This is a genomic window from Streptomyces sp. RK9 (assembly GCF_045070545.1).
Taxonomy (GTDB): domain Bacteria; phylum Actinomycetota; class Actinomycetes; order Streptomycetales; family Streptomycetaceae; genus Streptomyces; species Streptomyces alboflavus.
The window spans coordinates 1,421,510-1,445,827 of the sequence record NZ_CP173704.1 but is presented as its reverse complement, the minus strand read 5'-3'; the positions used below and the strand labels follow the sequence as shown (position 1 = coordinate 1,445,827).

Below are 24,318 nucleotides of genomic sequence, written 5' to 3'. Positions count from 1 at the left end.
GATGCCGGAAGACGAGACAGAACACGCGGGACCGCCGCCGGAAGCGCCGACGGCACCCCTGGCCGAAGCGCGGTCCGCACCCCCGGCCGAATCACCGTCCGCACCCCCGACCGAAGCGCGGTCCGCACCCCCGGCCGAATCACCGTCCGCACCCCCGGCCGAAGCGCGGTCCGCACCCCCGACCGAATCACCGTCCGCACCCCCGACCGAAGCGCGGTCCGCACCCCCGACCGAATCACCGTCCGCACCCCCGGCCGAAGAGCAAGCCGAGGCACACGCCGAAGCCCCGCCCGCCCCCCTCAGCTACGGCGAACCCTTCGACACCGGCTTCGCCCTCGCCGAACACCACCAGCTCACCCCCGACCTCCCCGCCGCCCGGGCCGTCTACGCCGAACTCCTCGCCCTCGCCGAGTCGATCGAGGACACCCCCGACGTGCGGCTCCTGCGCGGCCACCTCCTCTCCGACCTCGGATCGGTGCAGCTCACCGCCACCGACCTGCCCGGCGCGACCGACTCCGTCGAGCGGGCCCTCGCCCTGGTCCGGGGAGTCGCGTCCGCCCCGATGGGCCCGCGCGGCCGCCAACTCTGGCTGGAGGTCCTGCTCAAGACGCTCCTCGCCAGGGCCGAACTGCTGCGCAGGACCGGCGACCTGGACGAGGCGCAGGCGACGGCGGACGAGGCGGCGGCCCTGCTGCCCGAGTTCACGGACCCCGAGGGTCTGCGGGGCGCCGAGGTCGGCACGGCCCGCGTACACCTGCTGCTCGACCGCAGCGAGTGGGGCGCGGCCGAGGAACTGGCGTCGGCGCTCCTCGCCACGTCCCCCGCGATCGAGCCGCACCTCTTGGACTGCCTGGGCGTCATCTGCGCGTCGACCCAGCGCTTCGAGCTGGCGGAGGACTACTTCGCCCGCTCGGAGGAGGGCTACCGCGCCCTCGGCCAGACCTCGGGCCAGCAGCAGCTCCTCTCCCACCGGGCGTACGCGGCGATGCGCGCCGGGGAGTTCGACCGGGCGGACCGGCTGTACGCCGAGGCCGCCGCGGTCTTCGAACGGCAGGGCCAGTTCGAGGACCTGGCGGTCTGCGAGCAGGCCCGCGCCGCCCTCGCCGGGTGGCGCGGCGACACCGCCGACGCGCAGGACCTGACGGCGTCGAGCCTGGCCCGCTTCGAACGCCTCGGCGCCGCCGTCGCCGCCGCCGACACGATGCTGATGGGCGCACGGCACGCGTACGAGCGGGGCGACATCGACGAGATGAAGCGGCTCGCGCAGGGCGCGCGGGACGTCTACCAGGAGCGCGGCGTGTACGAGCGCTGCGCACAGGTCGACCTCATGCTGGCGAAGACCCTGGAGGACAACCTCAACCGCACCGACCACGGCGCCCACGAGCGCACGTCCCTCGCCGACGCGCTCTCCCTCGCCCTGCCCGCCGCCCTCACCCTGGAGGCGGCCCGCTACGACTTCGCCGGCGCGCACGCCCGCAGCCAGTGGCATCAACTCGCGGACGACGCAATGCAGTTGGCGTTCCGGCTTGCGGTGCGCGCCGGGGACCAGGGCTTGATCTTCGAGCTGGTGGAGCACCGGTGCGCGGGGGCGTCGCTGGTGCTGAGCCGCGGGGATCGTGCGGGGAGTACGGGGAGTACGGGGAGTACGGAGCGCACGGGGAGTACGGAGCACACGGGGCGTACGGAACACCCGGACGGCACAGACCCCTCGGCACGCCTGGACCGCACGACACCGATCTTCCCGGACGCGGCCATGAAGACGTACCCCCTCGACCAGACCGCCGAGGGCGGCTCCGCGACGCCCCTGGCGCTGGGCGGCGTGGCGGCGGAGGCCGCGGCCTCGGTCGGCCTGCGGGTGGCGCCCCCGCCCCGGATCCTGATGTCGGCGGAGACGGGCCGCATCGCGCTCCAGCAGTACATCGAGGCAGCCGAGTTCCGCTATCACCGGCGGATCGTGAGCGAGGAAGAGGTGCCGTTCTGGCCACCGAGGACGACCTGACCACCGCCGGCGACGACCTGACCACCGCCGACCGCCCGGTGGTCCAGGTCCGCCTGGCCGACGCGGGCGACCTCCACATGACGTGGACGTGGACCTCCGGCGCCCGCGGCTTCGGCACGGGGCACGCCCCGGCGCGGGAGGTGGATGAGGCGGTGGCCGCGCTGACGGCGGCGCTTCCGGGTGGGGGCGGTTCCGGGGAGGGAGACGGATCCGGGGAGGGAGGCGGTTCCGGGGAGGGGAGTGGTGGGGGCGGCGGGGGCGGCGCGGGCAACGGCTCGGCGGCGGGGATGCGGCGCGCGTTCGAGTCCGGGGCGCTGGCCACGTACGAGGACGAGCGCCGCCTCGCCCGCGTACTGTCCGAGGCGCTGTGGCCCCCGGGCCTGACGGACCAGATCCACCAGGTGTCGGCACACCACGGCCGCCGCCCCCTGATCCGCCTCCAGCCCTCCCCCCGGGTGGCCCAGGTCCCCTGGGAACTCCTGTCCCTGGACGCACCCGACACCACGACGGACACCCGCCTCCTGGACCTGGCGGACATAGCCACGACAACCCCCGCGTCCCTACGCGCCCCCACACCCTCAGCCCCCCGAACCCCTGACTCCCCCACCACCCTCGACACCCCCAGCACCCCTAACTCCCCCAACTCCCCCAACTCCCCCAACTCCCCCAACTCCCCCACTGTCCTGATCCTCGACCCCCGGATCCCCGGCTTCCGGGCGGACTCCCCTCTCGGCTCGGTCCTGGGCCCTCCGGGCAGCGACCCCGCCCTCCTCTCCCTGATCGAGCGCCGCATGATGACGAGCCCGATCGCCCCCGCCATCACCACCCCAACAGAGGCGCTGCGCCGCACGGACGTGGACCGCGACTGGCTGAGCGAAGTGCTGCGCAAGGGCGCGCGCCGTCTCCTGTACGTGGGTCATGTGAGCGGCGCGCCGCTGGAGGCGGGCCAGAGCGAGGACGTGACGCTGCACCTCACGTGCGGCCCGGAGACAACAGGCCTGACGCCCCCGATCCGCACCCACCGCCCTCTGTCGGCGAAGGACCTGCTCCTGGGCACGCTCCCGCTCCAGCCGGACGGCGTACCGGGTGCGCACCTGTGGCCGGCGCCGCCGAGGGTGGCGCTGATCGGGTGTGAGAGCGGCGGGGATCTGCGCTTCACGGAGTCGTTCGGCCTGGCGACGGCGATGATCCACAACGGCGCGGAGCTGGTGACGGCGACGCGCTGGGTCCTGCCGACGAGCTTCGCGTTCCACAGCCTGGCAGGGACACCGGATCGGATACGCCCGCTCACCGAGGCGGTGATCGCGGTGGACGAGGCGCACGAACACCCCGACCCGATCAACACCTTCACCCGCTGGCAACGCACCCAACTGGACGCCTGGCGCACCAAGCACACCCCGGAGAACGCCCCGCTCCTCTGGGCGTCCCTGACCAACATAATCAACTAGAAGAACGCCCAAACCCCCGGGTACAGCAGGGAGATCACCCCCACCGCGACGGCAAGGCCTCCCCCGCAGAACACCCCATGAATGAACCGAACGGCAGCGGCACGCTCCCGCCGATCATGTTCAAGGTCGGGCGTGAAAACGGCAGGATCCCCGGGCGCGTAATGCACAACGAGATGCCGTCCGAGGGAAGACCGAGGATTCGCGATCCCGTCCCGACAAAGCGCGGTAACCGTCACACCCTCAAGCGTGTCGAACTGAACAACAGGGGCGTGATTGACGACCTCACCCCCTTCCCCATCGGTGTAGACATCCCGAGTGACGCTCACAACCCGCCCAGGAACGGCAACGGCATCCGCCAACAAAGCCCCCCGCTGTCGAGCAAGCGCGATATCGGGACTGATCACCCCGAAAACACCCAACAACCCCCCGACCCCAAGAAGCCCCACCCCATACCCCCACACGAAAAACGCCTGAACGACCAACCCCACAAACGTCAGAAACACCAGACAGTTGGGCCCACCGAGCCCCCGCGTCTCCCCCGCCGACTCCTCCAACACCCGAAACCGCTCAGTCCGCCCCCGCGGAAACCACACCGCCAACTCCTGCCCCACCCAGGCAACATCCACCACATGCCCCCGCTCCCCCACATGCCGCACCCGCACCTCCCGCTCCCCCACGGGATCCCAAAACACCACACTCACCCCCACCCCACCCCGCTTGGACTCCCCATGCCCAGGCACATGCACCCCCACCACGGCCCCCACCACCCACACACCCCGCTGCACCCGAGTAACCCCACCCAAGGAACACGCATACCCCACGAGGGCAATCCCCCCAGACACCACCCACCACCACCCCAAGATCCCCTGTATCCCCATCCCCGAACGGTCCCCGCCCCAGACCCCCTACCGATCCCAGGTTCCCCCCCGGCGCCCACCCCTCCCGAAGCCAGCCATCAGCCCGCACGCACCGACACCGCCGCACCCGCCGCACGACAAAACCCCAGGCCGGAATATCTTCCGACCTGGGGTTTCAGGTGAGCCGCCTTCGGGATTCGAACCCGAGACCTACGCATTACGAGTGCGTTGCTCTGGCCATCTGAGCTAAGGCGGCGCGCGTCCCGCACCTATGGTGCGATCAGCAACGACGCCAAGTCTACACAGTTTCCGGGGGTGCTCCGTACACCCCTGCGAGGCGGGGCTCTGGAGGGTGGGGTGGGGCGCTGAGCTGGGGTTATGTGCAGCGCTTGTCCTTCTGGGGGGCGCGGCCCGTCAGGAGGTAGGTGTTGATCGTGTCGTCGACGCAGCGGCTGCCGCGGCCGTACGCGGTGTGGCCGTCGCCCTCGTAGGTGAGGAGGCGGGCCGAGGTGAGCTGGGAGGCGAGGGCCTTGGCCCAGCGGTAGGGGGTGGCGGGGTCGCGGGTGGTGCCGACGACGATGATCGGGTCGGCGCCCTTGGCCTCGATGCGGTGCGGCTTGCCCGTGGCCTTCGTGGGCCAGTACGTGCAGTTCAGGGCCGACCAGGCGAGGCCCTCGCCGAAGACCGGGGAGGCCTTCTCGAAGTCGGGGAGCGCCTTCCGCACGTCCTCGGGCGAGGTGAAGGAAGGCGGCAGGTCGAGGCAGTTCACGGCGGTGTTGGCGTACATGAGGTTGGAGTACGAGCCGTCGCCGTCGCGCTCGTAGTAGCTGTCGGACAGTGCCAGGAGCATCGATCCGTCCTTGTCCTTCATGGCCGCGGTGAGCGCGTCGCGCAGCTGCGGCCAGGACGTCTCGTCGTACATCGCCGCGATCACGCCGGTCGTCGCCAGCGCCTCGCCGAGCGTCCGGCCGTCGGCCGGCCCGGTGTCGCCCACGGGGAGTGGGGTGCGATCCAGGTCGGCGAAGAAGCCCTTCAGGCGTTTGCCCGCGTCCGCGGCGTTCTTGGTGCCGAGCGGGCAGTCCCGCTGCCGCACGCAGTCCTTCGCGAACGACTGGAACGCCGTCTCGAACCCGGCCGTCTGGTCGCGGTTCATCCGGCGCGCGGGCAGGGAGGGGTCCATCGCGCCGTCGAGGACCAGGCGGCCGACGCGGTCGGGGAAGAGGCCCGCGTACGTCGCCCCGAGGAACGTGCCGTACGAGGCGCCCACGTACGTGAGCTTCTTGTCGCCGAGCGCCGCCCGCAGGATGTCCATGTCACGGGCCGTCTCCACGGTGGAGACGTGCCCGAGCAGCTTCCCCGACCTCTGTTTGCAGCCCGCCGCGAACTTCTTGTACGACGCGGCGAGCCCGTCGATCTCACGGCGGTCGTCCGGTGTCGTGTCCGTCTGCGTGTACGCGCTCATCTGGCGGTCGTCCAGGCAGGTCACCGGCTCGCTGCGGGCGACTCCGCGCGGGTCGACCGCCACCATGTCGTACCGGGCGCGGACCTTTTCCGGGTAGCCGAGGGCCGCGTACGACTGGAGGTATCCGACGGCCGAGCCGCCCGGTCCTCCGGGGTTCACGAGCAGTGAGCCGATGCGGCCGCCCTTGCCCGCAGCTCCTCCCGTCGCCCGCTTGCGCGACACCGCCAGCTTCACGTCGCCCGCGTCCGGCTTGGCGTAGTCCAGGGGCGCCTTCATCGTCGCGCACTGGAACCCGGGCACCCCGCAGTCGCGCCAGCGCAGCTTCTGGGCGTAGTACGACGTGAGCTCCTTCGGCGTGGCGCGGGGCAGCTCGTCCATGACCACGTCCGTCGACGAACTCGCCGACGAGCAGCCGGAGATGAGCAGGCCGACGGCCATGAAGGTCAGGCAGCCGCAGTGAAGGCGACGGGCTCGGGGAAGGAAGGTTTGCATCTCGCGAGACTAACTCTATGGAGTTGTTGAATCACTTTGCGTGCTCGTTCGGGTGATGCGGTCAACCGGCTGTTGCTGTTGCTGTCGCTCTCCCTCGCGCGGTCGGTGCGCGGTCGCCTTCCGGCGTCGGCGTGCCTCGCCCTCTCGCGGTCGCCGCGGCGTGGGCCCCTCGCCCCGCCCCGCGCCGCGCGCCCAACGACCCTCACCCCGCCCGCAGCGCCACCGTCATCGCCTCCACCGCGAGCAGCGGCGCCACGTTCCGGTCCAGGGCCGTGCGGCACGCGCCGATCGCCTCTATGCGGCGCAGCGTCGACTCGGGCGACGTCTCCCGTGCCATGCGCTCCAGCATGTCCTGCACCTCGGTGTTGGCGAGCGGGACGCGGGAGCCCAACTGGAGGGCCAGGACGTCTCGGTAGACACCGGTGAGGTCGATGAGGGCGAGGTCGAGGCTGTCGCGCTGCGTGCGGGTCTTGCGGCGCTTCTGCTTGTCCTCGAGCTCCTTCATCACGCCCGCCGTACCGCGCGGCATCCGGCCGCCCTGGGCCGCGCCGAGCGCGGCCTTCATGTCCTCGGTCTCCTTGACGTCGACGTCCTCGGCGACCTGCTTGGCCTCCTCCGCCGCCGTGTCGATCAGCTCCTGCGCGGCCTTCAGGCAGCCGCCGATCTCTCCGACGCGCAGCGGCAGCTTGAGGACGGCGGCCCGGCGCTCCCGCGCGCGCTCGTCGGTCGCGAGCCGGCGGGCGCGGCCGATGTGTCCCTGGGTGGCGCGGGCGGCGGCCGCGGCGGCGGTCGGGTCGATGCCGTCGCGGCGGACCAGCATGTCGGCGACGGCCGCCACCGAGGGCGTGCGCAAGGTCAGGTGGCGGCAGCGGGAGCGGATGGTGGGCAGCACGTCCTCGAGGGAGGGGGCGCAGAGGAGCCACACCGTGCGGGGGGCCGGTTCCTCCACGGCCTTCAGGAGGACGTTGCCCGCGCCCTCCGTGAGGCGGTCCGCGTCCTCCAGGACGATGACCTGCCAGCGGCCGCCGGCCGGGGACATCTGGGCGCGGCGGACCAGGTCGCGGGTCTCCTTGACGCCGATCGACAGGAGGTCCGTGCGGATGACCTCCACGTCGGCGTGCGTACCGATCAGGCTCGTGTGGCAGCCGTCGCAGAAGCCGCAGCCGGGCTCGCCGCCCAGCGCGCGGTCGGGGCTCACGCACTGCAGGGCGGCGGCGAAGGCGCGGGCGGCGTCGGCCCGGCCGGAGCCGGGCGGGCCCGTGAACAGCCAGGCGTGCGTCATCTTCGACGACTCGGGCAGCGGGGTGTCGGCCGCGACGGCGGTGACGAGCGCGTCGGCGTCACGGGCGGCGGCGCCGAGCTGCCCGCTCACCTTCTCCTGGCCCACCAGGTCGTCCCACACCGGCATGGGTCACCGCCTTTGCCCTACCGACGCACACCACCCCTCGGCGTACGTCCCATTTCGCACTGTCGGACTCATTGTGGGGCACCCCACTGACAACACTGCCCACGGCGCCCCTGAGCTGGGCCGTTGCCACTTCTCCGGCCCGCCCCGGGGGATATCTCAGCCCGTCCGGCGTTTGAGGACGAGGCGCGAAGCGCCGATCCGGCGGCGCCCCCGTCCCACCCGAAGGGAACACCCACCCCCGGGGCCCAGGGGCAAAGCCCCGGTTTCGGGAAGGGGTGGGACTGGGGCGCCCCCGCGAGGCCTCAGCGCCCCCGCCGCCGCCCCTCGTCCACGTCGTCGTCCTCCCGCGCCCCGAGCAACTCGTCCGCCAGCGACGGCAGGTCGTCCAGCGGCGTCTCTTCGGCCCAGTCGGGCCGAGGCCGCTGCCGCGGCGTACCGTCCTCGTCGACCTGCGGCAGCTCCCGCGTACGGTCGTTGGGACCCCGCAGGGCCTCCCCCGACGGGTCGCCGCCGGACGGGCCGTCGCCCGGCCGCTCGTCGCGGAAGTAGCCCGGCGGCACCTTGTCCGCCACGGTCTCCGCGCGCCCGCCCCGCGCCGGGGGCTCACTGCCCACGGCCGGGAGGACGGCGGTCTCGTCGGCCGCACCGGGCACGGTCGCCTTGGGCAGCTCGGCGGTCACGTCGGACTCCCCGGGCGCACCCGCGCCGGACTGCCCCGCGGCCCCGGCCTCCGGAACCTGAGGCAGCACGGCCGTCTCGTCGGCGGCGGCCTCCGGAACCTGCGGCAGCACAGCCGTCTCGTCAGCGGCCCCCGACACCTGCGGCTTCACCACGGGCGTGGGCACGGTCGTCTCGTTGTCAGGCGTCCCACTGGCCGCACCGGCCGCACCAGCACCCTTGCCCGCCGCATCACCGGACTTGCCGACCGGGCCCGAGGACGTACCGTCCGAACCCGAGGACTTCCCGGCCGACTCAGGAGACGTACCCCCCGCCCCGGCCGACGCCTGCGCCGGCTTGTCGAGCGACGCCTTCCCGGCACCCCCGGCCCCCGCGCCCCGCGAGGAACCCACAGACCCCACGGACCCCACGGACTCCGCGGCCCCCGCAGCCGCCTCCGCCAGCAGCCGGGCCTCCTCCGCCCGCCGCAGCGCCTCCTCCGCCTTGCGCTGCTTCTCCAGGCGGCGGGCCTCGGCCTCGGCGTGCAGCCGGGCCTGCTCCTCGGCCGCGCGGCGGCGCCGTTCCTCCTCGGCGGCGCGGGCCTGCTCCTCGGCCTCACGCCTGGCCTCCTCGGCGAGGACCCGCGCACGCTCCTCCTCGGCCTTGCGGCGGGCCTCCTCGGCGCGCAGCCGGGCCTCCTCGGCCTGGCGCTCGGCCTCGCGGCGCTGGGCCTCCTCCAGCTCGCGCCGCTTGCGCTCTTCCTCCTCCGCGCGGAGCTTGGCGAGCTGTTCCTGCCGCTCGCGCTCCAGGCGCTCCTCCTCGGCCTTGCGCGCGGCCTCCTCCTCGGCGCGCCGCCGCGCCTCCTCCTCGGCCTTGCGGCGGGCCTCTTCCTGGGCCTTCACCTCGGCTTCGGAGAGGGGCAGTACGACATCGAGGCGGTGCCGGATGACGGTGGTGACGGCCTCCGGCTCCTGGGCGGCGTCGACGACCAGGTACCGGCCGGGGTCGGCGGCGGCCAGGGTGAGGAAACCGGAGCGCACGCGCGCGTGGAACTCGGCGGGCTCGGACTCCAGGCGGTCGGGGGCCTCCGTGAAGCGCTCGCGGGCCGCCTCGGGGGCCACGTCGAGCAGGACCGTCAGGTGCGGGACGAGACCGCCGGTGGCCCAGCGGTTGATGCGGGCGACCTCGGTCGGCGACAGGTCACGTCCTGCGCCCTGGTAGGCGACGGACGAGTCGATGTACCGGTCGGAGATCACGACGGCCCCGCGCGCGAGGGCGGGTCGTACGACGGTGTCGACGTGCTCCGCGCGGTCGGCGGCGTACAGCAGCGCCTCCGCGCGGTGGGACAGTCCGGCCGACGACACGTCGAGCAGGATCGACCGCAGCCGCTTGCCGACCGGCGTGGCGCCCGGCTCGCGCGTGACGACGACTTCGTGGCCCTTGGCGCGGATCCACTCGGCGAGCGCCTCGGCCTGGGTGGACTTGCCCGCGCCGTCGCCGCCCTCCAGGGCGATGAAGAACCCGGAGTCGGCGGCGGCCTGCACCGGGTCGTCGCCGCCGCGCAGCGCGTCCCGCAGGTCGTGGCGGAGCGGCACGCCCTGCCGGTCGTCGGCCTTGGCGAGCACGAGCGCGGCCACGGGCAGCAGCAGCGCGCCGACCAGCATCAGCGTGAAGGACGCGCCGCCGTGGTCGAAGACGAACTTGCCGTTGACCATCCGGTGCGGCCCGATGACGGCCGCGAGCAGCGGCGCCACGAGCGCGGCGAGCGCCACGAAGAGGCGGACGACGGCCTGGAGGTGCTCGGTGGTGCGCGCCCTGCGGTAGTCCTCGACCTCCTGGTCGAGCAGCGCGTGCCCGAGGTTCGCGGCGATGCCGGCGGCGATGCCCGCGAGCCCCAGGATCAACAGGACCGTCGTCACGTCGGGGACGAGTCCGGCGGCGAGCAGCGCGACTCCGGTGACGGTGATCGCGAGCGCGAGCAGCCGGCGGCGCGAGAGGGACGGCAGCAGCGCGGGCGCGGTGCGGATGCCCGCGACCGTGCCACCGGTCAGCGCGAAGACGAACAGGCCGTACGTGACGGGCCCGCCCTGGAGGTCCTTGGCGTGCAGCACGGCGACCGCGACGGCCGCGGCGACGGCCCCGGCGACGGCGGTGCAGGCGGCCACGAGCAGCGGGATCGCGCCGGTGCGGCCCTTGTCCGTGCCGCTGCCCGTGCGCGGCCTGCGCAGGCCCTCCAGGGGGCTGCGGGCGCGGGGCGTGTGCGTACCGGGAAGCTCGATGGCGTACACGATCGACAGGGACGCGGCGAACAGTCCGGCCGCGAGGAACGAGCCGAGGCCCGCCTGGTGCTGCTCGAACCAGTCGACTCCGGCGCCGAGCAGGATGCCGACGAGGCTGACGGCGACGAGCGCGACGGCCGCGAGCGGCAGCGCCACGAATCCCGTACGCAGCGACAGGCGCCGCAGGGCGTCCATGTGGTCGGGCAGGGGGCGCACCGTGGCGCCCTCCGGGGGCGGTCCCGGCAGCAGCGCGGGCGCGGCGCTCTCGCGGGCGACCGTCCAGAAGCGCTCGGCGACACCGGCCACGAACGCGGTGACGAGCAGCATCGCGAGCGCGTTGTCGGGCGTCCAGTCGATCCACAGGGGCGCGCAGATCAGCAGCGCGGCCCGGACGCCGTCGGCGCCGACCATGGTCCAGCGCCGGTCCAGCGGGCCGTCGGGCGACGTGAGGGACGTCAGCGGGCCGAGCAGCACCGCTCCGAAGAGGAGGGTCGCGAGAACGCGCGCTCCGAAGACGGCGGTCACCGCGATGGCGACGCCTCTGTAGCCGTCGCCGAACGCCCCCTCCGCGATGGCCGCTTGGAGGGCGAGCATGACCAGGACCAGGAGCGCGAGCGCGTCACCGACGCTGCCGACGAGGTGCGCGCTCCACAACCGCTTCAGCTGCGGTACGCGCAGCAGGGCGCGCACCGCACGCTCGCGGGAGTCCGCGAGCAGGGCGTCATCGGGGGCCGTGGTCATGGCGGGTGGCTGTTCGGCACGCGTCATCCGTCCAGCCTATCTGGACGCCGAGCCTCCCCGTGGGGCCCGCCCGAACACATGGACCCGCACCCTCCCGGCCTGCACCGGAGCGGCCGCGCCGGTCCCGGGCACAGCGACGCGGCGCCGGGGCGCCCGTTCCTCGGGCACTCCGACGCCGCGTCACGCCGACCGGATCGGTCGGGTCGGTCAGGCTTCCAGCCGGGTCAGTCCTCGGCTGCCGTCGCCTTCGAAGCCGCCGCCTTCTTGGTGGTGGTCTTCTTGGCCGCAGTCGTCGTCTTCTTGGCTGCCGTTTTCTTGGCGGCTGTCTTCTTGGTCGCCGTTTTCTTCGCCGGGGCCTTCTTGGCCGCCTTCTTGGCGGTCTTCTTCGCGGGCCCCTTCGCCCGCTTCTCGGCGAGCAGCTCGAAGCCGCGCTCCGGGGTGATGTCCTCGACGCTGTCGCCGGACCGCAGGGTCGCGTTGGTCTCGCCGTCCGTCACGTACGGACCGAAGCGGCCGTCCTTGACGACGACGGGCTTGGCGCTGACCGGGTCCTCGCCCAGCTCCTTCAGCGGCGGCTTGGCCGCGGCACGACCGCGCTGCTTCGGCTTGGAGTAGATCTCCAGGGCCTCTTCCAGCGTGATGTTGAAGAGCTGCTCCTCGGCCTCCAGGGAGCGCGAGTCCGTGCCCTTCTTCAGGTACGGGCCGTAGCGGCCGTTCTGCGCGGTGATCTCCACGCCTTCGGCGTCCGCGCCGACGACGCGCGGCAGCGACATCAGCTTCAGGGCGTCCTGGAGGGTCACCGTGTCCAGGGACATGGTCTTGAAGAGCGACGCGGTGCGCGGCTTGACCGCGTTCTTGCCGGTCTTCGGGGTGCCCTCGGGGAGGACCTCGGTGACGTACGGGCCGTAGCGGCCGTCCTTGGCGATGATCTCGCGGCCGGTGCCGGGGTCCGTGCCGAGCGCGAAGTCGCCGCTGGGCTTGGCGAGCAGCTCTTCGGCGTACTCGACGGTCAGCTCGTCGGGCGCGAGGTCGTCGGGTACGTCGGCGCGCTGGTGGCCCTCGGAGTCGCGCTCGCCGCGCTCGACGTACGGGCCGTAGCGGCCGACGCGGAGCACGATGTCGCTGCCCACGGGGAAGGACGACACCTCGCGGGCGTCGATGGCGCCCAGGTCGGTGACGAGCTCCTTGAGGCCGCCCAGGTGGTCGCCGTCGCCGTTGCCGGCGTCGGCGGCGCCTCCGGAGGGCTCGCCCTCGCCGAAGTAGAAGCGCCTGAGCCACGGCACGGCCTGCGCCTCGCCGCGGGCGATGCGGTCGAGGTCGTCCTCCATGCGCGCGGTGAAGTCGTAGTCGACGAGCCGCCCGAAGTGCTTCTCCAGGAGGTTGACGACGGCGAAGGACAGGAAGGACGGCACCAGGGCCGTGCCCTTCTTGAAGACGTAGCCGCGGTCGAGGATCGTGCCGATGATCGACGCGTACGTCGACGGGCGGCCGATCTCGCGCTCTTCCAGCTCCTTGACCAGGGACGCTTCCGTGTACCTGGCCGGGGGCTTGGTGGCGTGGCCGTCGACCGTGATCTCGTCGGCGGACAGCGCGTCGCCCTCGCCGACCTGCGGCAGGCGGCGCTCGCGGTCGTCCAGCTCGGCGTTCGGGTCGTCGGCGCCCTCCACGTAGGCCTTGAGGAAGCCGTGGAAGGTGATGGTCTTGCCGGACGCGCTGAACTCGGCGTCGCGACCGTCGGCGGCCCGGCCGCCGATCTTCACCGTGACGGAGTTCCCGGTCGCGTCCTTCATCTGGGAGGCGACGGTCCGCTTCCAGATCAGCTCGTAGAGCCGGAACTGGTCGCCGGTCAGGCCGGTCTCCGCGGGCGTGCGGAAACGATCACCCGAGGGGCGGATCGCCTCGTGCGCCTCCTGCGCGTTCTTGACCTTCCCGGCGTACGTCCGCGGCTTGTCCGGCAGGTAGTCGCTGCCGTACAGCTGCGTGACCTGCGCGCGGGCCGCCGAGACCGCCGTGTCGGACAGCGTCGTGGAGTCCGTACGCATATAGGTGATGAAGCCGTTCTCGTACAGCTTCTGGGCCACCTGCATGGTGGCCTTCGCGCCGAAGCCGAGCTTGCGCGAGGCCTCCTGCTGCATCGTCGTCGTACGGAACGGGGCGTACGGCGAGCGGCGGTACGGCTTGGACTCGACCGAGCGTACGGAGAAGGCGGTCTGCTCCAGGGCGGCGGCGAGCGCGCGGGCGTTCGCCTCGTCCAGGTGCAGGGTGTTCTGGCTCTTCAGCTGCCCGAGCGAGTCGAAGTCGCGGCCCTGCGCGACGCGCTTGCCGTCGACCGTGGTGAGGCGGGCGACGAGCTGGGAGGGGTCGCTGGAGTCGCCGGGGCGGCCGGTGCCGAAGGTGCCGGTGAGGTCCCAGTACTCGGCGGAGCGGAAGGCGATGCGCTCGCGCTCCCGCTCGACGACGAGGCGGGTCGCCACGGACTGCACGCGGCCCGCCGACAGGCGCGGCATGACCTTCTTCCACAGCACCGGCGAGACTTCGTAGCCGTACAGGCGGTCCAGGATGCGGCGGGTCTCCTGGGCGTCGACCATGCGCTTGTTGAGCTCGCGCGGGTTGGCGACGGCGCCCTGGATCGCGTCCTTGGTGATCTCGTGGAACACCATGCGCTTGACCGGGACCTTGGGCTTCAGGACCTCGAGGAGGTGCCACGCGATGGCTTCGCCCTCGCGGTCCTCATCGGTGGCGAGGAAGAGTTCGTCGGAGTCCTTCAGCAGGTCCTTGAGCTTCTTGACCTGCGCCTTCTTGTCGGCGTTGACGACATAGATCGGCTGGAAGTCATGCTCGACGTCCACGCCGAGGCGGCGCACCTCGCCCGTGTACTTCTCGGGGACCTCCGCGGCGCCGTTGGGAAGGTCGCGGATGTGCCCGACGCTCGCCTCGACTACGTATCCGGGGCCGAGGTAGCCCTTGATCGTCTTCGCCTTGGCAGGCGACTCGACGATGACGAGTCGGCGGCCGCCCTGTGCGGTCTCGCTGGTCGGGGACAACTTCGCTCTTCTCTCCGGTCGACGCTCGGTGGGCAGTGCTGCGGCGGTGCGGTCCGGCGCCGTGGGGCGCCGCGACCGCGCTTGCGTTGCGCTGACGCTGCGGAGTGTGACGGTACATCCCGCCCCCGTGTCAAACGGGAAAAGCCCGCAACGGCCACTCGAACGGTAACCCGACTACCGCCATTCCTGCCGCCTGGGCTGGCCCCTGGGCCCTGGGCGGTGTCGGTGCGGGTCTCTTTCATGGTGCCGTCGGCCTGGCTCGACGTCCATCGCGCTGCGCGCTCGTCCTCAAGCGCCGGACGGGCTTTTCCCCCACCCACCCCGCCCTTTCCTCGCCGCGCGCGACCTGCCCGCCCGCACGGGCGTTCCGTCACGCGGCCTGGCGTGCCGCGGGGCCGTGCAGCCTCAGAGGCGTGTGAAGCACCACACCGCGAGGGCGAGGGCGCCGGATCCCGCCAAGGTCGCGAGGGTCGCGGCGGCCGTGGGGTGGACGCCGTGGGCCACGGGGGCGCGGTGCGCGACCCGGGTGCCCGTCCACAGCAGCAGGCCCGCCCCGAACAGCGCGAACACCGTCCCGGCGAAGATCGCTGGTCCGCTCTCCATGCCCTGGCCTCCCGCGCCGTCCGTGCGGCACCTGTCGGGTACCCCGGCTGGGGAGGCTGGCACGCCCGGACGGCGGAAGCGCGAAATCCGAGTGAACGGGGGGCGGCGCCCGGGGCCCACAATGGCTGGATTCGCTCCTGGAGGGGCTGATTTCTCCCCTCCTCCCGCCCTGTGGGCGAGCATCGGGCACAACTGCGGGCGGGACCCGGGTACGTCTCCCGGGGCGCGGCCGAGCGTGGATGCGCGGCCCCAGCGGTCTCAAGCAGTCCCTTCTGCCCTTGCCACCCCTACTGCATCTCCTGCCCCTCCAACCCCACAGGCTCCAGGAACCCCTGCTCCACCAGGAGCCGGATCTGGGCCGGGGTGCGGTCGCGAAGGAGCACCGCGTCCTCGCCCATCAACTGCGCGATGGCGTCCAGGATCCGCCCCGCGCTCAGCGTGCCGTCGCAGACGCCCGCGAAGCCCGCGCCCACCGTGTCGACCTGGGTGGCGCGCCGCATGCCGCGGTGCTGGCGCAGCACCACGTGCTCCGGGTCCTCGGCGCCGGGCAGGCCGATCTGCTCCTGCACCACGCCGTCGGCGAGCTTGAAGTGCTCGGCGAGCAGCGCCGCGTCGTCGTGCGCGCGCAAGTAGTCCTGCCGGCCGAAGAACGCCTGCACCGTCTCGCCGAGGGGCTGCTCGACGGGGTGCGTCCACTCCTCGACGGTCACGGACGGCTCGGCGGCGCCGGACTTGCGCAGGGTGATCCAGCCGAAGCCGACGCCCCGGGTCTTGCGGGCCTCGAACTCGTCCAGCCAGGCGTCGTACCGCGCGGCGTACTCGGCCGGGTCCGTGCGGTGGTCCCCGGCGTCGCGCAGCCACAGCTCGGCGTACTGCGTGACGTCCTGCACCTCGCGCTGCACGATCCACGCGTCACACCCGCGCGGCACCCAGGAACGGACCCGCTCGGTCCACTCCTCGCCCTCCACGTGCTGCCAGTTGGCGAGAAACTGCGCGTACCCCCCTTCGTTCAACCGCTCCCCCGCCTCCTGAACGATCGAGCGGCACAGATCGTCCCCGCCCATGCCGCCGTCCCGGTAGGTCAGCCGGGCGCCGGGCGAGATGACGAACGGCGGGTTGGACACGATCAGGTCGTACGTGGTGTCGCCCACCGGCTCGTACAGGGAGCCCTCCCGCAGGTCCGCCTCCGGCGCGCCGGACAGCGCGAGCGTGAGGCGGGTGCAGTGCAGGGCGCGGGGGTTGAGGTCGGTCGCGGTGACCCTGGTGGCGTGGCGGGAGGCGTGCAGGGCCTGGATGCCGGAGCCGGTGCCGACGTCGAGGGCGCTCGCGGCGGGCGTCCGCACGGTGATGCCCGCGAGTGTCGTGGACGCGCCGCCGACGCCGAGCACCACGCCTTCGTCGCGGCTGCCGATGCCTCCGGCGCCGCCGACCGCGCACCCCAGGTCGGAGACGATGAACCAGTCCTCGCCGTCGGGGCCGCCGTAGGGCCGCACGTCGACGGTCGCCCGCAGCTCGTCGGCCCTGCCGGCCCCGTACGCCCCGGCCGCCCCGGCCTTCTCGGCGCCCTCCGCACCCTCCGCGCCGACGAGCCAGCCGCTCTCCAGGAGCGCGTCCACCGGCAGCACGTCGGCCACGCGCGCGTGGGGCACGGCACGCTGCAGCAGGAACAGCCGTACGAGCGACGCCAGCGGGCCGTCGTCGCGGGTGGCCCGGAGCGCGGGCACGGTCTCGCTGCGGGCGAGCGCGGTGTAGGCGGGCGCCCCGAGCAGTTCGAGCAGTCCGTCGGCGGTGAAGTCGGCGGCGAGGAGGGCTTCCCGCAGCCGCGCGGTGACGTCGGCGCGGTCGGACGAGGGCAAGGGCATGCTGGCGTTACTCACCCCCCAATTGTGACCCGCCCGCTCAAGACGGCGCCCCCGGCGCCACTGGGCACCGGGGGCACACGGCCGTACGGATGAGCGAACGCGCTAGCCGTCGGTCTTCGGGGAGGACGCCGCCGACTTGCAGCCGTCCTGCTCGCGCATGGCCTTGCCCACGTCGCCCGCCTCCAGCTTCTTCTGGGCGGTGTTCTCGCTCTTGCTGAGCTTGCCCAGCTCCTCGGCGATCTTCGCGAGGTCGTCCGCGAAGGCCGACTGGTCCTTGGTGTCGAGCTTGTCGGTCTGCGTCTTCAGGTCGGCGTACGACTTGGAGAGGCCGTCCAGCTCCTTCACGGCGTCGTTCAGCTTCTTCTCGCCGTCGTCGGTGGGCGGGGCGCCCGCCTTCTTCAGGGCGGCGCTCCGCTGGGCGTACGCCGCTGAGATGTCGCCGAACGCCTTGGAGTCGGTGCTCTTGACCTCGTCCGGCGAACTGTTGTCGGCGGTCTGCTTCTTGATGGCCGCGTTGGCGTCGGCGATCTTCTTCGACTGCGGCCCCACGGCCGTGTCACAGACCTTCTTGGCCCAGTCGTCCAGCTTCTTGTCACCGTCGTCACTGCTGCATCCCGACAGCGCCAGTACCAGTACCGCACCGCCGGACAGTGCGGCCGCGAGCTTCTTGTTCACCGGATTGGTCCCTTCCATGGCTCTCGGCCCCGGAACTTACACGCCAACTGGGCGACAACCTCATGCCAGGGTTCGTTACGACCCCTATTGCAGCCATTTGCACCAAGCTACAGGTACGAGAGAAGGCTCACGAGGTCCGCCCCGTGACCCCGCGCACACGCCCGCGGGCGGACAGCGCCTCAAAATGCGCCGCCCGCCCGCGTGTTGAGCGGATCCACCGCGTCCGGCCGGCCCGGGTCATCCCCGTCCCGGCCCGGCGCGGCCCCGCGTCGGACTACGTCACGAAACCACCGCCGGATCCGCCGAATTGGCGACCTTGCCCTGGGGCTCGGCGTCGCCCACGGCGATCCCGCGCCGCTTGGACACGTACACCGCCCCGACGATGACCGCGATGGAGAGCACGGCGATCAGGACCCGCATCGCCACGCTCTTGTCCTCGCCGTAGCTGAATTTGACGACCGCGGGCGCGATGAGCAGCGCCACCAGGTTCATCACCTTCAGGAGCGGGTTGATCGCCGGACCGGCGGTGTCCTTGAACGGGTCGCCGACCGTGTCACCGATCACCGTCGCGGCATGGGCCTCGCTGCCCTTGCCGCCGTGGTGGCCGTCCTCGACGAGCTTCTTGGCGTTGTCCCAGGCGCCACCGGAGTTGGCGAGGAACACCGCCATCAGCGTGCCGGTGCCGATCGCGCCCGCGAGGAACGAGCCGAGCGCGCCGACGCCGAGGCTGAAGCCCACCGCGATGGGCGTGAGCACGGCGAGCAGACCCGGCGTGGTCAGCTCCCGCAGCGCGTCCTTGGTGCAGATGTCGACGACGCGCCCGTACTCCGGCTTCTCCGTGTAGTCCATGATTCCGGGGCGCTCGCGGAACTGCCGCCGCACCTCGTAGACCACGGCTCCGGCCGACCGCGACACGGCGTTGATCGCGAGCCCCGAGAAGAGGAACACGACCGCCGCACCGAGGATCAGGCCCACCAGGTTGTTGGGCTGGGAGATGTCCATCACCAGGTTCATCGGGGCGCCGTCGCCGAGCTTCTGCCCGACGTCGTCCGCCGCCTCGGCGATCGCGTCGCGGTACGACCCGAAGAGCGCCGAGGCCGCGAGCACCGCCGTGGCGATGGCGATGCCCTTGGTGATGGCCTTGGTGGTGTTGCCGACGGCGTCCAGGTCGGTGAGGACCTGCGCGCCCGCGCCCTCGACGTCGCCGGACATCTCGGCGATGCCCTGCGCGTTGTCGGAGACCGGCCCGAAGGTGTCCATGGCGACGATGACGCCGACCGTGGTCAGCAGGCCCGTACCGGCGAGGGCCACCGCGAACAGGGCGAGCATGATCGACGTACCGCCGAGCAGGAACGCCCCGTAGACACCGAGGCCGATCAACAGCGCGGTGTAGACCGCCGATTCGAGACCGATCGAGATGCCGGCGAGCACGACCGTGGCCGGGCCCGTCAGCGAGCTCTTGCCGATGTCCTTGACGGGACGCCGGTTGGTCTCGGTGAAGTAGCCGGTGAGCTGCTGGATCAGCGCGGCCATGACGATGCCGATGGCGACGGCCACGACCGCGAGGATCCGCGGGTCGCCGTCCTTGGCGAGGATCGCCGCGTTCGTGACGCCGTCCAAGTCCGCGTACGACGACGGGAGATAGATGAAGACAGCAGCGGTGACGAGCGCCAGCGAGATGCCCGCGGAGATGAAGAAGCCGCGGTTGATGGCGGTCATGCCGCTGCGGTCGGAGCGCCGGGGCGCGACCGCGAAGATCCCGATCATGGCGGTGATCACGCCGATCGCGGGCACGATCAGCGGGAACGCGAGTCCGGAGTCACCGAACGCCGCCTTGCCGAGGATCAGCGCGGCGACGAGCGTGACGGCGTACGACTCGAAGAGGTCGGCGGCCATTCCCGCGCAGTCGCCGACGTTGTCGCCCACGTTGTCGGCGATGGTCGCGGCATTGCGCGGATCGTCCTCCGGAATGCCCTGTTCGACCTTGCCGACCAGGTCGGCGCCGACGTCGGCGGCCTTGGTGAAGATGCCGCCTCCGACACGCATGAACATCGCGATCAGCGCTGCCCCGAGGCCGAAGCCTTCGAGGACCTTGGGGGCGTCGGCCGCGTACACGAGCACCACACAGGAGGCGCCGAGCAGACCGAGCCCCACCGTGAACATGCCGACGACGCCGCCCGTACGGAAAGCGATCTTCATGGCTTTGTGCGAGACGGCGGTGAGATCCTTTTCCGGCTCGCCTTCCGCCGGTGTCGCTTCCCGCGCGGCCGCGGCCACGCGCACATTGCTGCGTACGGCGAGCCACATGCCGATATAGCCGGTGGTCGCCGAGAAGGCCGCGCCGATCAAGAAGAAGATCGAGCGTCCCGCCCGCTGATTCCAGTCGTCCGCGGGCAGCAGCATGAGCAGGAAGAACACCACGACGGCGAATACGCCAAGGGTGCGCATCTGACGTCCCAGATAGGCATTCGCGCCTTCCTGGACCGCCGCCGCGATCTTCTTCATGCTGTCGGTGCCCTCGCCTGCCGCGAGGACCTGGCGCACCAGGATCCAGGCGAGCACGAGCGCCGCGACCGCGACGGCCGCGATCACCATCACGATGAGCCGGTTGTCGTCGGTCAGTACCGCGGCTGCGAGGGTTGAGGGGTGGTCAAGCTGATGAGGGGTAGAAAGCCCCGCCATTCGTCCTCCTTGACGCTTGGGCTGAGCTCAAGATGTGGACGGATTGTAGGGAGCCTGACCTGATCAAAACAGTGTGCCGCAAACGGAATTGGCGCGGGAGTGCGTGTCCGCAAATGATCGCGCCGCTGGATTGACCCCGAAAGCGGTAATGCCCCAAAAGCATTGACGCCACGACTGACGCCGACTTCTCTTCTTGATCGCCGCAGTCCTGACGTCCGGAATCACTAGTAACACAATTTAAACTCCGAACGCCCACGCCGATAACCGAACACCGTCGGCCTCACGCAACGCTCTGGCCCCACCCGTCCCGAACTCTGGTCCGACCCGTCCCCTGGCCTCTTCCGGGTCGCTGGCGCCATCCTCCAGCCCGTCGTGGGGGCACCCCCTGCTCCTTAAGAGCTTGGGGGAGTTTGAGGACGAGGCGCGAAGCGCCGACAGGGGGGCAAGGGGCGCAGCCCCATACGAACCACGGGGCCGGGGGCGAAGCACTGGGAGGGGTGGGTGGGGGAAGCGCAAAGCCCCGGCGCGGGCCGACGCGACAGCGCACGGCGGCAAGCCGGGGCACAGCAAGTACACGGGGGGGGGCGGCCCCGGACCCGACCGAGGTCAGGCCACCACAGCCGACCGTCAGGCCGTCGTGGGCCAGGTCATCCGAATCGACCCGCCGTTCTCCCCGGCGGTCACTTCCACGTCGTCCACAAGCCCACTGATGACCGCGAGGCCCATCTCGTCCTCGCCCTCGGCCTCCAGATCCTCCCCGGATCCGGGCGGAGCACCGGGCGCCCGCTCCCCGGGCGCGGAACGCGGAGCCTCATCCCCGACCTCGATGGAGAACTGCTTCTCCTCCTCGACCAGGGCGACCCGCACGGGCGCGGGAATGTCGGCGGCCTGATGCAGCCCGACGGCACGGGTGCAGGCCTCGCCGACGGCGAGCCTGACCTCGTCGAGGACCGCCTCGTCCACACCCGCCCTGCGCGCGACCGCGGCCGCCACCAAGCGGGCGGTCCGGACGTGCTCGGGCAGCGCGCTGAAGCGGAGTTCAACGGTGGCCATGCATCCCCCTCGGACATACACGCGTGCTGTCAGGGGGCCCGGCCGTCGGCCCGGCCCCCTGCCGTACTGCCACTCCGGGCCAGCGGCCCGGAAGCCCCGGGACGAGTCCCGGGGCGCCCGGCCGCAGCCGGGCAACCGGCTCAGTCGGTGGCGGCGACCGCTTCCTCGACCGAGGTGTGGATCGGGAACACCTTGGTCAGACCGGTGATACGGAAGATCTTGAGAATGCGCTCCTGGTTGCAGACCAGGCGCAGCGAGCCCTCATGGGCACGCACCCGCTTCAGGCCACCGACCAGCACGCCGAGTCCGGTGGAGTCGAGGAAGTCCACTCGCTCCATGTCGACGACCAGATGGAAACTGCCGTCGTTCACCAACTCGACCAACTGCTCGCGCAGCTTGGGCGCGGTATAAACATCGATTTCGCCACCGACCTCGACGACCGTACGATCGCCGACGGTACGGGTCGACAGAGACAGGTCCACGGATCCTCCAGCACCTTGCTATCGAGCGGTCGCCCCTCGGGACACCTCGGCCCACGCCCTCGGGACGGATCGCCAGCCGCGATGGCATTCAATCACTTACCGGCAGGCGCGCACGACGCCTTCGGACCATTGTCCATCCCGCCGGTGACACACTCGGTGCCGATGGCCAACTTTTCTCCCTCCGGAGGACCCTCTCGGGACACCCCGGCCCGCGTCTCCCCGCAGTCGGTCCTTGACCGGCTGACCACGGGGCCGAGCCGGGCTGCGCGCGTCACTCATACGGAGCACCTGCCCCCACGTGCGGCCCGTTATGCGGTCTGGCCCGATCGCATCCGCGCCGAGGTGGTCGCCGCCGTGCGGTCGGTCGGAATCGATCACCCGTGGGCCCACCAGGCGCGGGCCGCCGAACACGCCCTTGACGGCGAGTCCGTCGTCGTCGCGACCGGCACCGCGTCCGGAAAGTCATTGGCATATCTCACACCCGTCCTCTCGGCGCTGCTCGACGGCTCCGAGGCTCCGAACGGCCGCGGCACCACCGCGCTGTACCTGGCCCCCACCAAGGCCCTCGCCGCCGACCAGCGCCGCGCCGTGCGCACCCTGGCCGCGCCGCTGGGCACGGCCGTGCGGCCCGCGGTCTACGACGGCGACACCCCCGTCGAGGAACGCGAATGGGTACGCCAGTACGCCAACTACGTCCTGACCAACCCCGACATGCTGCACCGCGGCATCCTCCCGTCCCACCCCCGCTGGTCCTCCTTCCTGCGCGCCCTGCGCTACGTCGTCATCGACGAGTGCCACACCTACCGTGGCGTCTTCGGCTCCCACGTGGCCCAAGTCCTGCGCCGCCTGCGCCGCTTGTGCGCCCGCTACGGCTCCGACCCCGTCTTCCTCCTCGCCTCCGCCACGGCCGCCGAACCGGCCCTGGCCGCCGAACGCCTCACCGGCCTCCCCGTCACCGAGGTCGCCGACGACGCCTCTCCCCGCGGCGAGGTCGTCTTCGCCCTGTGGGAGCCACCGCTCACCGAACTCCACGGCGAGAAGGGCGCCCCGGTCCGCCGCACCGCCACCGCCGAGACCGCCGACCTCCTGACCGACCTGACCGTCCAGGGCATCCGCTCCGTCGCCTTCGTACGCTCCCGGCGCGGCGCCGAACTGATCTCCGTCATCGCCCAGGAACGCCTCGCCGAGGTCGACCGCTCCCTGGTCCGCCGCGTGGCCGCCTACCGCGGCGGCTATCTCCCCGAGGAGCGCCGCGCCCTGGAACAGGCCCTGCACTCCGGCGAACTCCTCGGCCTCGCCGCCACCACCGCCCTCGAACTCGGCATCGACGTATCGGGCCTGGACGCCGTCGTCATCGCCGGCTATCCCGGCACCCGCGCCTCCCTCTGGCAGCAGGCGGGCCGCGCCGGACGCTCCGGCCAGGGCGCGCTCGCGGTCCTCGTCGCCCGCGACGACCCGCTCGACACCTATCTCGTCCACCACCCCGAGGCGCTCTTCGACCAGCCCGTCGAATCGACCGTCCTCGACCCCGACAACCCCTACGTCCTCGCCCCCCACCTCTGCGCCGCCGCCGCGGAACTTCCCCTCACCGAGGACGACTTCAAGCTCTTCGGCCCGGCCACCGGGGACCTGCTCCCCCAGCTGGAGGCCGCGAAGCTGCTGCGCCGCCGCACGAAGGCCTGGCACTGGACCCGCCGCGAGCGCGCCGCCGACCTCGCGGACATCCGTGGCGGGGGCGGCCGGCCCGTGCAGGTCGTCGAGGAGGGCACCGGCCGCCTCCTCGGCACCGTCGACGCCTCCGCCGCGCACACGACCGTCCACGAAGGCGCGGTCCACCTCCACCAGGGCCGTACGTATCTCGTCCGCGGCCTGGACCTGGACGACTCCGTCGCCCTCGTCGAGGAGGCCGTCCCGCCGTACTCGACCACCGCCCGCGACACCACCGCCATCTCCGTCCTCGACACCGACACCGAGATCCCCTGGGGCCCCGGCCGCCTCTGCTACGGCTCCGTCGAGGTCACCAACCAGGTCGTCTCCTTCCTGCGCCGCAAGCTCATCACCGGCGAGGTCCTCGGCGAGACCAAGCTCGACCTGCCGCCCCGCACGCTGCGCACCCGCGCGGTGTGGTGGACGGTCACCGAGGACCAACTCGACGCCGCCCGCGTCAATCCGGAGATCCTCGGCGGCGCCCTGCACGCCGCCGAACACGCCTCCATCGGCATGCTGCCCCTCTTCGCCACCTGCGACCGCTGGGACATCGGCGGCGTCTCCGTGCCCCTGCACCCGGACACCCTGCTGCCGACGGTCTTCGTGTACGACGGCCAGCCCGGCGGCGCCGGATTCGCCGAGCGCGCCTTCCACACCGCCCGCACCTGGCTCACCGCCACCCGCGAGGCCATCGCCTCCTGCGAGTGCGAGGCCGGCTGCCCCTCCTGCATCCAGTCCCCCAAGTGCGGCAACGGCAACGACCCGCTGCACAAGCGCGGCGCGATCCGTCTCCTCACCACGCTCCTGAAGGACGCCCCCACGGCCTGACCCCCGGGCGGGGGCGGGAGGCCCGCTCCCGGCGACGGG

Annotated in this window: 14 protein-coding genes and 1 tRNA gene; 3 read left to right on the top strand and 12 right to left on the bottom strand. The window is 72.1% G+C overall.

Translation table 11 applies throughout. From position 1 onward, the window contains the following. Window position 1: 1 nt before the first annotated feature. Complete coding sequence (locus AB6L24_RS26635; RefSeq protein ID WP_405659222.1) at window positions 2–1,999, top strand: hypothetical protein; 1,998 nt, start codon at window positions 2–4, stop codon at window positions 1,997–1,999. Between the two features lie 38 nt (window positions 2,000–2,037). After that, window positions 2,038–3,447 carry a CHAT domain-containing protein gene (locus AB6L24_RS26630; RefSeq protein WP_405659220.1) on the top strand — a complete coding sequence of 470 codons (1,410 nt, stop codon included), beginning with the start codon at window positions 2,038–2,040 and terminating at the stop codon, window positions 3,445–3,447. Here the strand turns inward: AB6L24_RS26630 and AB6L24_RS26625 are convergent. The 12 genes from AB6L24_RS26625 to bldG form a co-directional block, all read right to left on the bottom strand. After that, on the bottom strand, window positions 3,444–4,058 hold the full coding sequence (locus AB6L24_RS26625) for a DUF3592 domain-containing protein (RefSeq protein WP_405659218.1): 615 nt from the start codon (window positions 4,056–4,058) through the stop codon (window positions 3,444–3,446). The two genes, AB6L24_RS26630 and AB6L24_RS26625, sit on opposite strands and share 4 nt — an antisense overlap. Before the next feature lie 428 nt (window positions 4,059–4,486). Next, window positions 4,487–4,560: transfer RNA gene (locus tag AB6L24_RS26620), tRNA-Thr, on the bottom strand. A gap of 120 nt (window positions 4,561–4,680) precedes the next feature. Continuing rightward, window positions 4,681–6,258: an alpha/beta hydrolase gene (locus tag AB6L24_RS26615; RefSeq protein ID WP_405659216.1), complete on the bottom strand. Its 1,578-nt coding sequence runs from the start codon at window positions 6,256–6,258 to the stop codon at window positions 4,681–4,683. A gap of 202 nt (window positions 6,259–6,460) precedes the next feature. Next, window positions 6,461–7,666, bottom strand: coding sequence for a DNA polymerase III subunit delta' (locus tag AB6L24_RS26610; protein WP_030359675.1), 1,206 nt, complete (start codon window positions 7,664–7,666; stop codon window positions 6,461–6,463). Window positions 7,667–7,968: 302 nt separating this feature from the next. Further along, window positions 7,969–11,370 (bottom strand): dTMP kinase, encoded by a 3,402-nt coding sequence (tmk, locus tag AB6L24_RS26605; RefSeq protein ID WP_405659213.1) that lies wholly within the window; start codon window positions 11,368–11,370, stop codon window positions 7,969–7,971. 197 nt (window positions 11,371–11,567) lie between these two features. Further along, a complete protein-coding gene (gene topA, locus AB6L24_RS26600) occupies window positions 11,568–14,387 on the bottom strand; it encodes a type I DNA topoisomerase (protein ID WP_405659211.1) in 2,820 nt (939 codons plus the stop codon). 405 nt (window positions 14,388–14,792) lie between these two features. Further along, the gene (locus AB6L24_RS26595; protein WP_016644691.1) at window positions 14,793–14,990 is read right to left on the bottom strand and encodes a hypothetical protein; all 198 of its coding nucleotides are present in this window, start codon (window positions 14,988–14,990) and stop codon (window positions 14,793–14,795) included. 287 nt (window positions 14,991–15,277) lie between these two features. Then, window positions 15,278–16,867, bottom strand: coding sequence for a methyltransferase (locus tag AB6L24_RS26590; RefSeq protein WP_405659208.1), 1,590 nt, complete (start codon window positions 16,865–16,867; stop codon window positions 15,278–15,280). A gap of 87 nt (window positions 16,868–16,954) precedes the next feature. Further along, window positions 16,955–17,545: a small secreted protein gene (locus AB6L24_RS26585; RefSeq protein ID WP_405659205.1), complete on the bottom strand. Its 591-nt coding sequence runs from the start codon at window positions 17,543–17,545 to the stop codon at window positions 16,955–16,957. A gap of 261 nt (window positions 17,546–17,806) precedes the next feature. Next, on the bottom strand, window positions 17,807–20,209 hold the full coding sequence (locus AB6L24_RS26580; RefSeq protein WP_405659202.1) for a sodium-translocating pyrophosphatase: 2,403 nt from the start codon (window positions 20,207–20,209) through the stop codon (window positions 17,807–17,809). Between the two features lie 627 nt (window positions 20,210–20,836). Continuing rightward, window positions 20,837–21,262 carry an ATP-binding protein gene (locus AB6L24_RS26575; protein WP_030359668.1) on the bottom strand — a complete coding sequence of 142 codons (426 nt, stop codon included), beginning with the start codon at window positions 21,260–21,262 and terminating at the stop codon, window positions 20,837–20,839. Window positions 21,263–21,402: 140 nt separating this feature from the next. Further along, window positions 21,403–21,744: an anti-sigma factor antagonist BldG gene (gene bldG / locus AB6L24_RS26570; protein ID WP_030359667.1), complete on the bottom strand. Its 342-nt coding sequence runs from the start codon at window positions 21,742–21,744 to the stop codon at window positions 21,403–21,405. Between the two features lie 81 nt (window positions 21,745–21,825). Between bldG and AB6L24_RS26565 the strand changes: the two genes are divergently transcribed. Beyond that, complete coding sequence (locus AB6L24_RS26565; RefSeq protein ID WP_405659200.1) at window positions 21,826–24,279, top strand: DEAD/DEAH box helicase; 2,454 nt, start codon at window positions 21,826–21,828, stop codon at window positions 24,277–24,279. Window positions 24,280–24,318 lie beyond the last annotated feature (39 nt).

Excerpts from the sequence above, each read along its gene's own strand:
- AB6L24_RS26635 (WP_405659222.1), top strand. The coding sequence starts at position 2 with ATGCCGGAAGACGAGACAGAACACGCGGGACCGCCGCCGGAAGCGCCG.
- AB6L24_RS26615 (WP_405659216.1), bottom strand. The coding sequence starts at position 6,258 with ATGCAAACCTTCCTTCCCCGAGCCCGTCGCCTTCACTGCGGCTGCCTG.
- AB6L24_RS26610 (WP_030359675.1), bottom strand. The coding sequence starts at position 7,666 with ATGCCGGTGTGGGACGACCTGGTGGGCCAGGAGAAGGTGAGCGGGCAG.
- tmk (WP_405659213.1), bottom strand. The coding sequence starts at position 11,370 with ATGACGCGTGCCGAACAGCCACCCGCCATGACCACGGCCCCCGATGAC.
- AB6L24_RS26595 (WP_016644691.1), bottom strand. The coding sequence starts at position 14,990 with ATGGAGAGCGGACCAGCGATCTTCGCCGGGACGGTGTTCGCGCTGTTC.
- AB6L24_RS26585 (WP_405659205.1), bottom strand. The coding sequence starts at position 17,545 with ATGGAAGGGACCAATCCGGTGAACAAGAAGCTCGCGGCCGCACTGTCC.
- AB6L24_RS26580 (WP_405659202.1), bottom strand. The coding sequence starts at position 20,209 with ATGGCGGGGCTTTCTACCCCTCATCAGCTTGACCACCCCTCAACCCTC.
- AB6L24_RS26575 (WP_030359668.1), bottom strand. The coding sequence starts at position 21,262 with ATGGCCACCGTTGAACTCCGCTTCAGCGCGCTGCCCGAGCACGTCCGG.
- AB6L24_RS26565 (WP_405659200.1), top strand. The coding sequence starts at position 21,826 with ATGGCATTCAATCACTTACCGGCAGGCGCGCACGACGCCTTCGGACCA.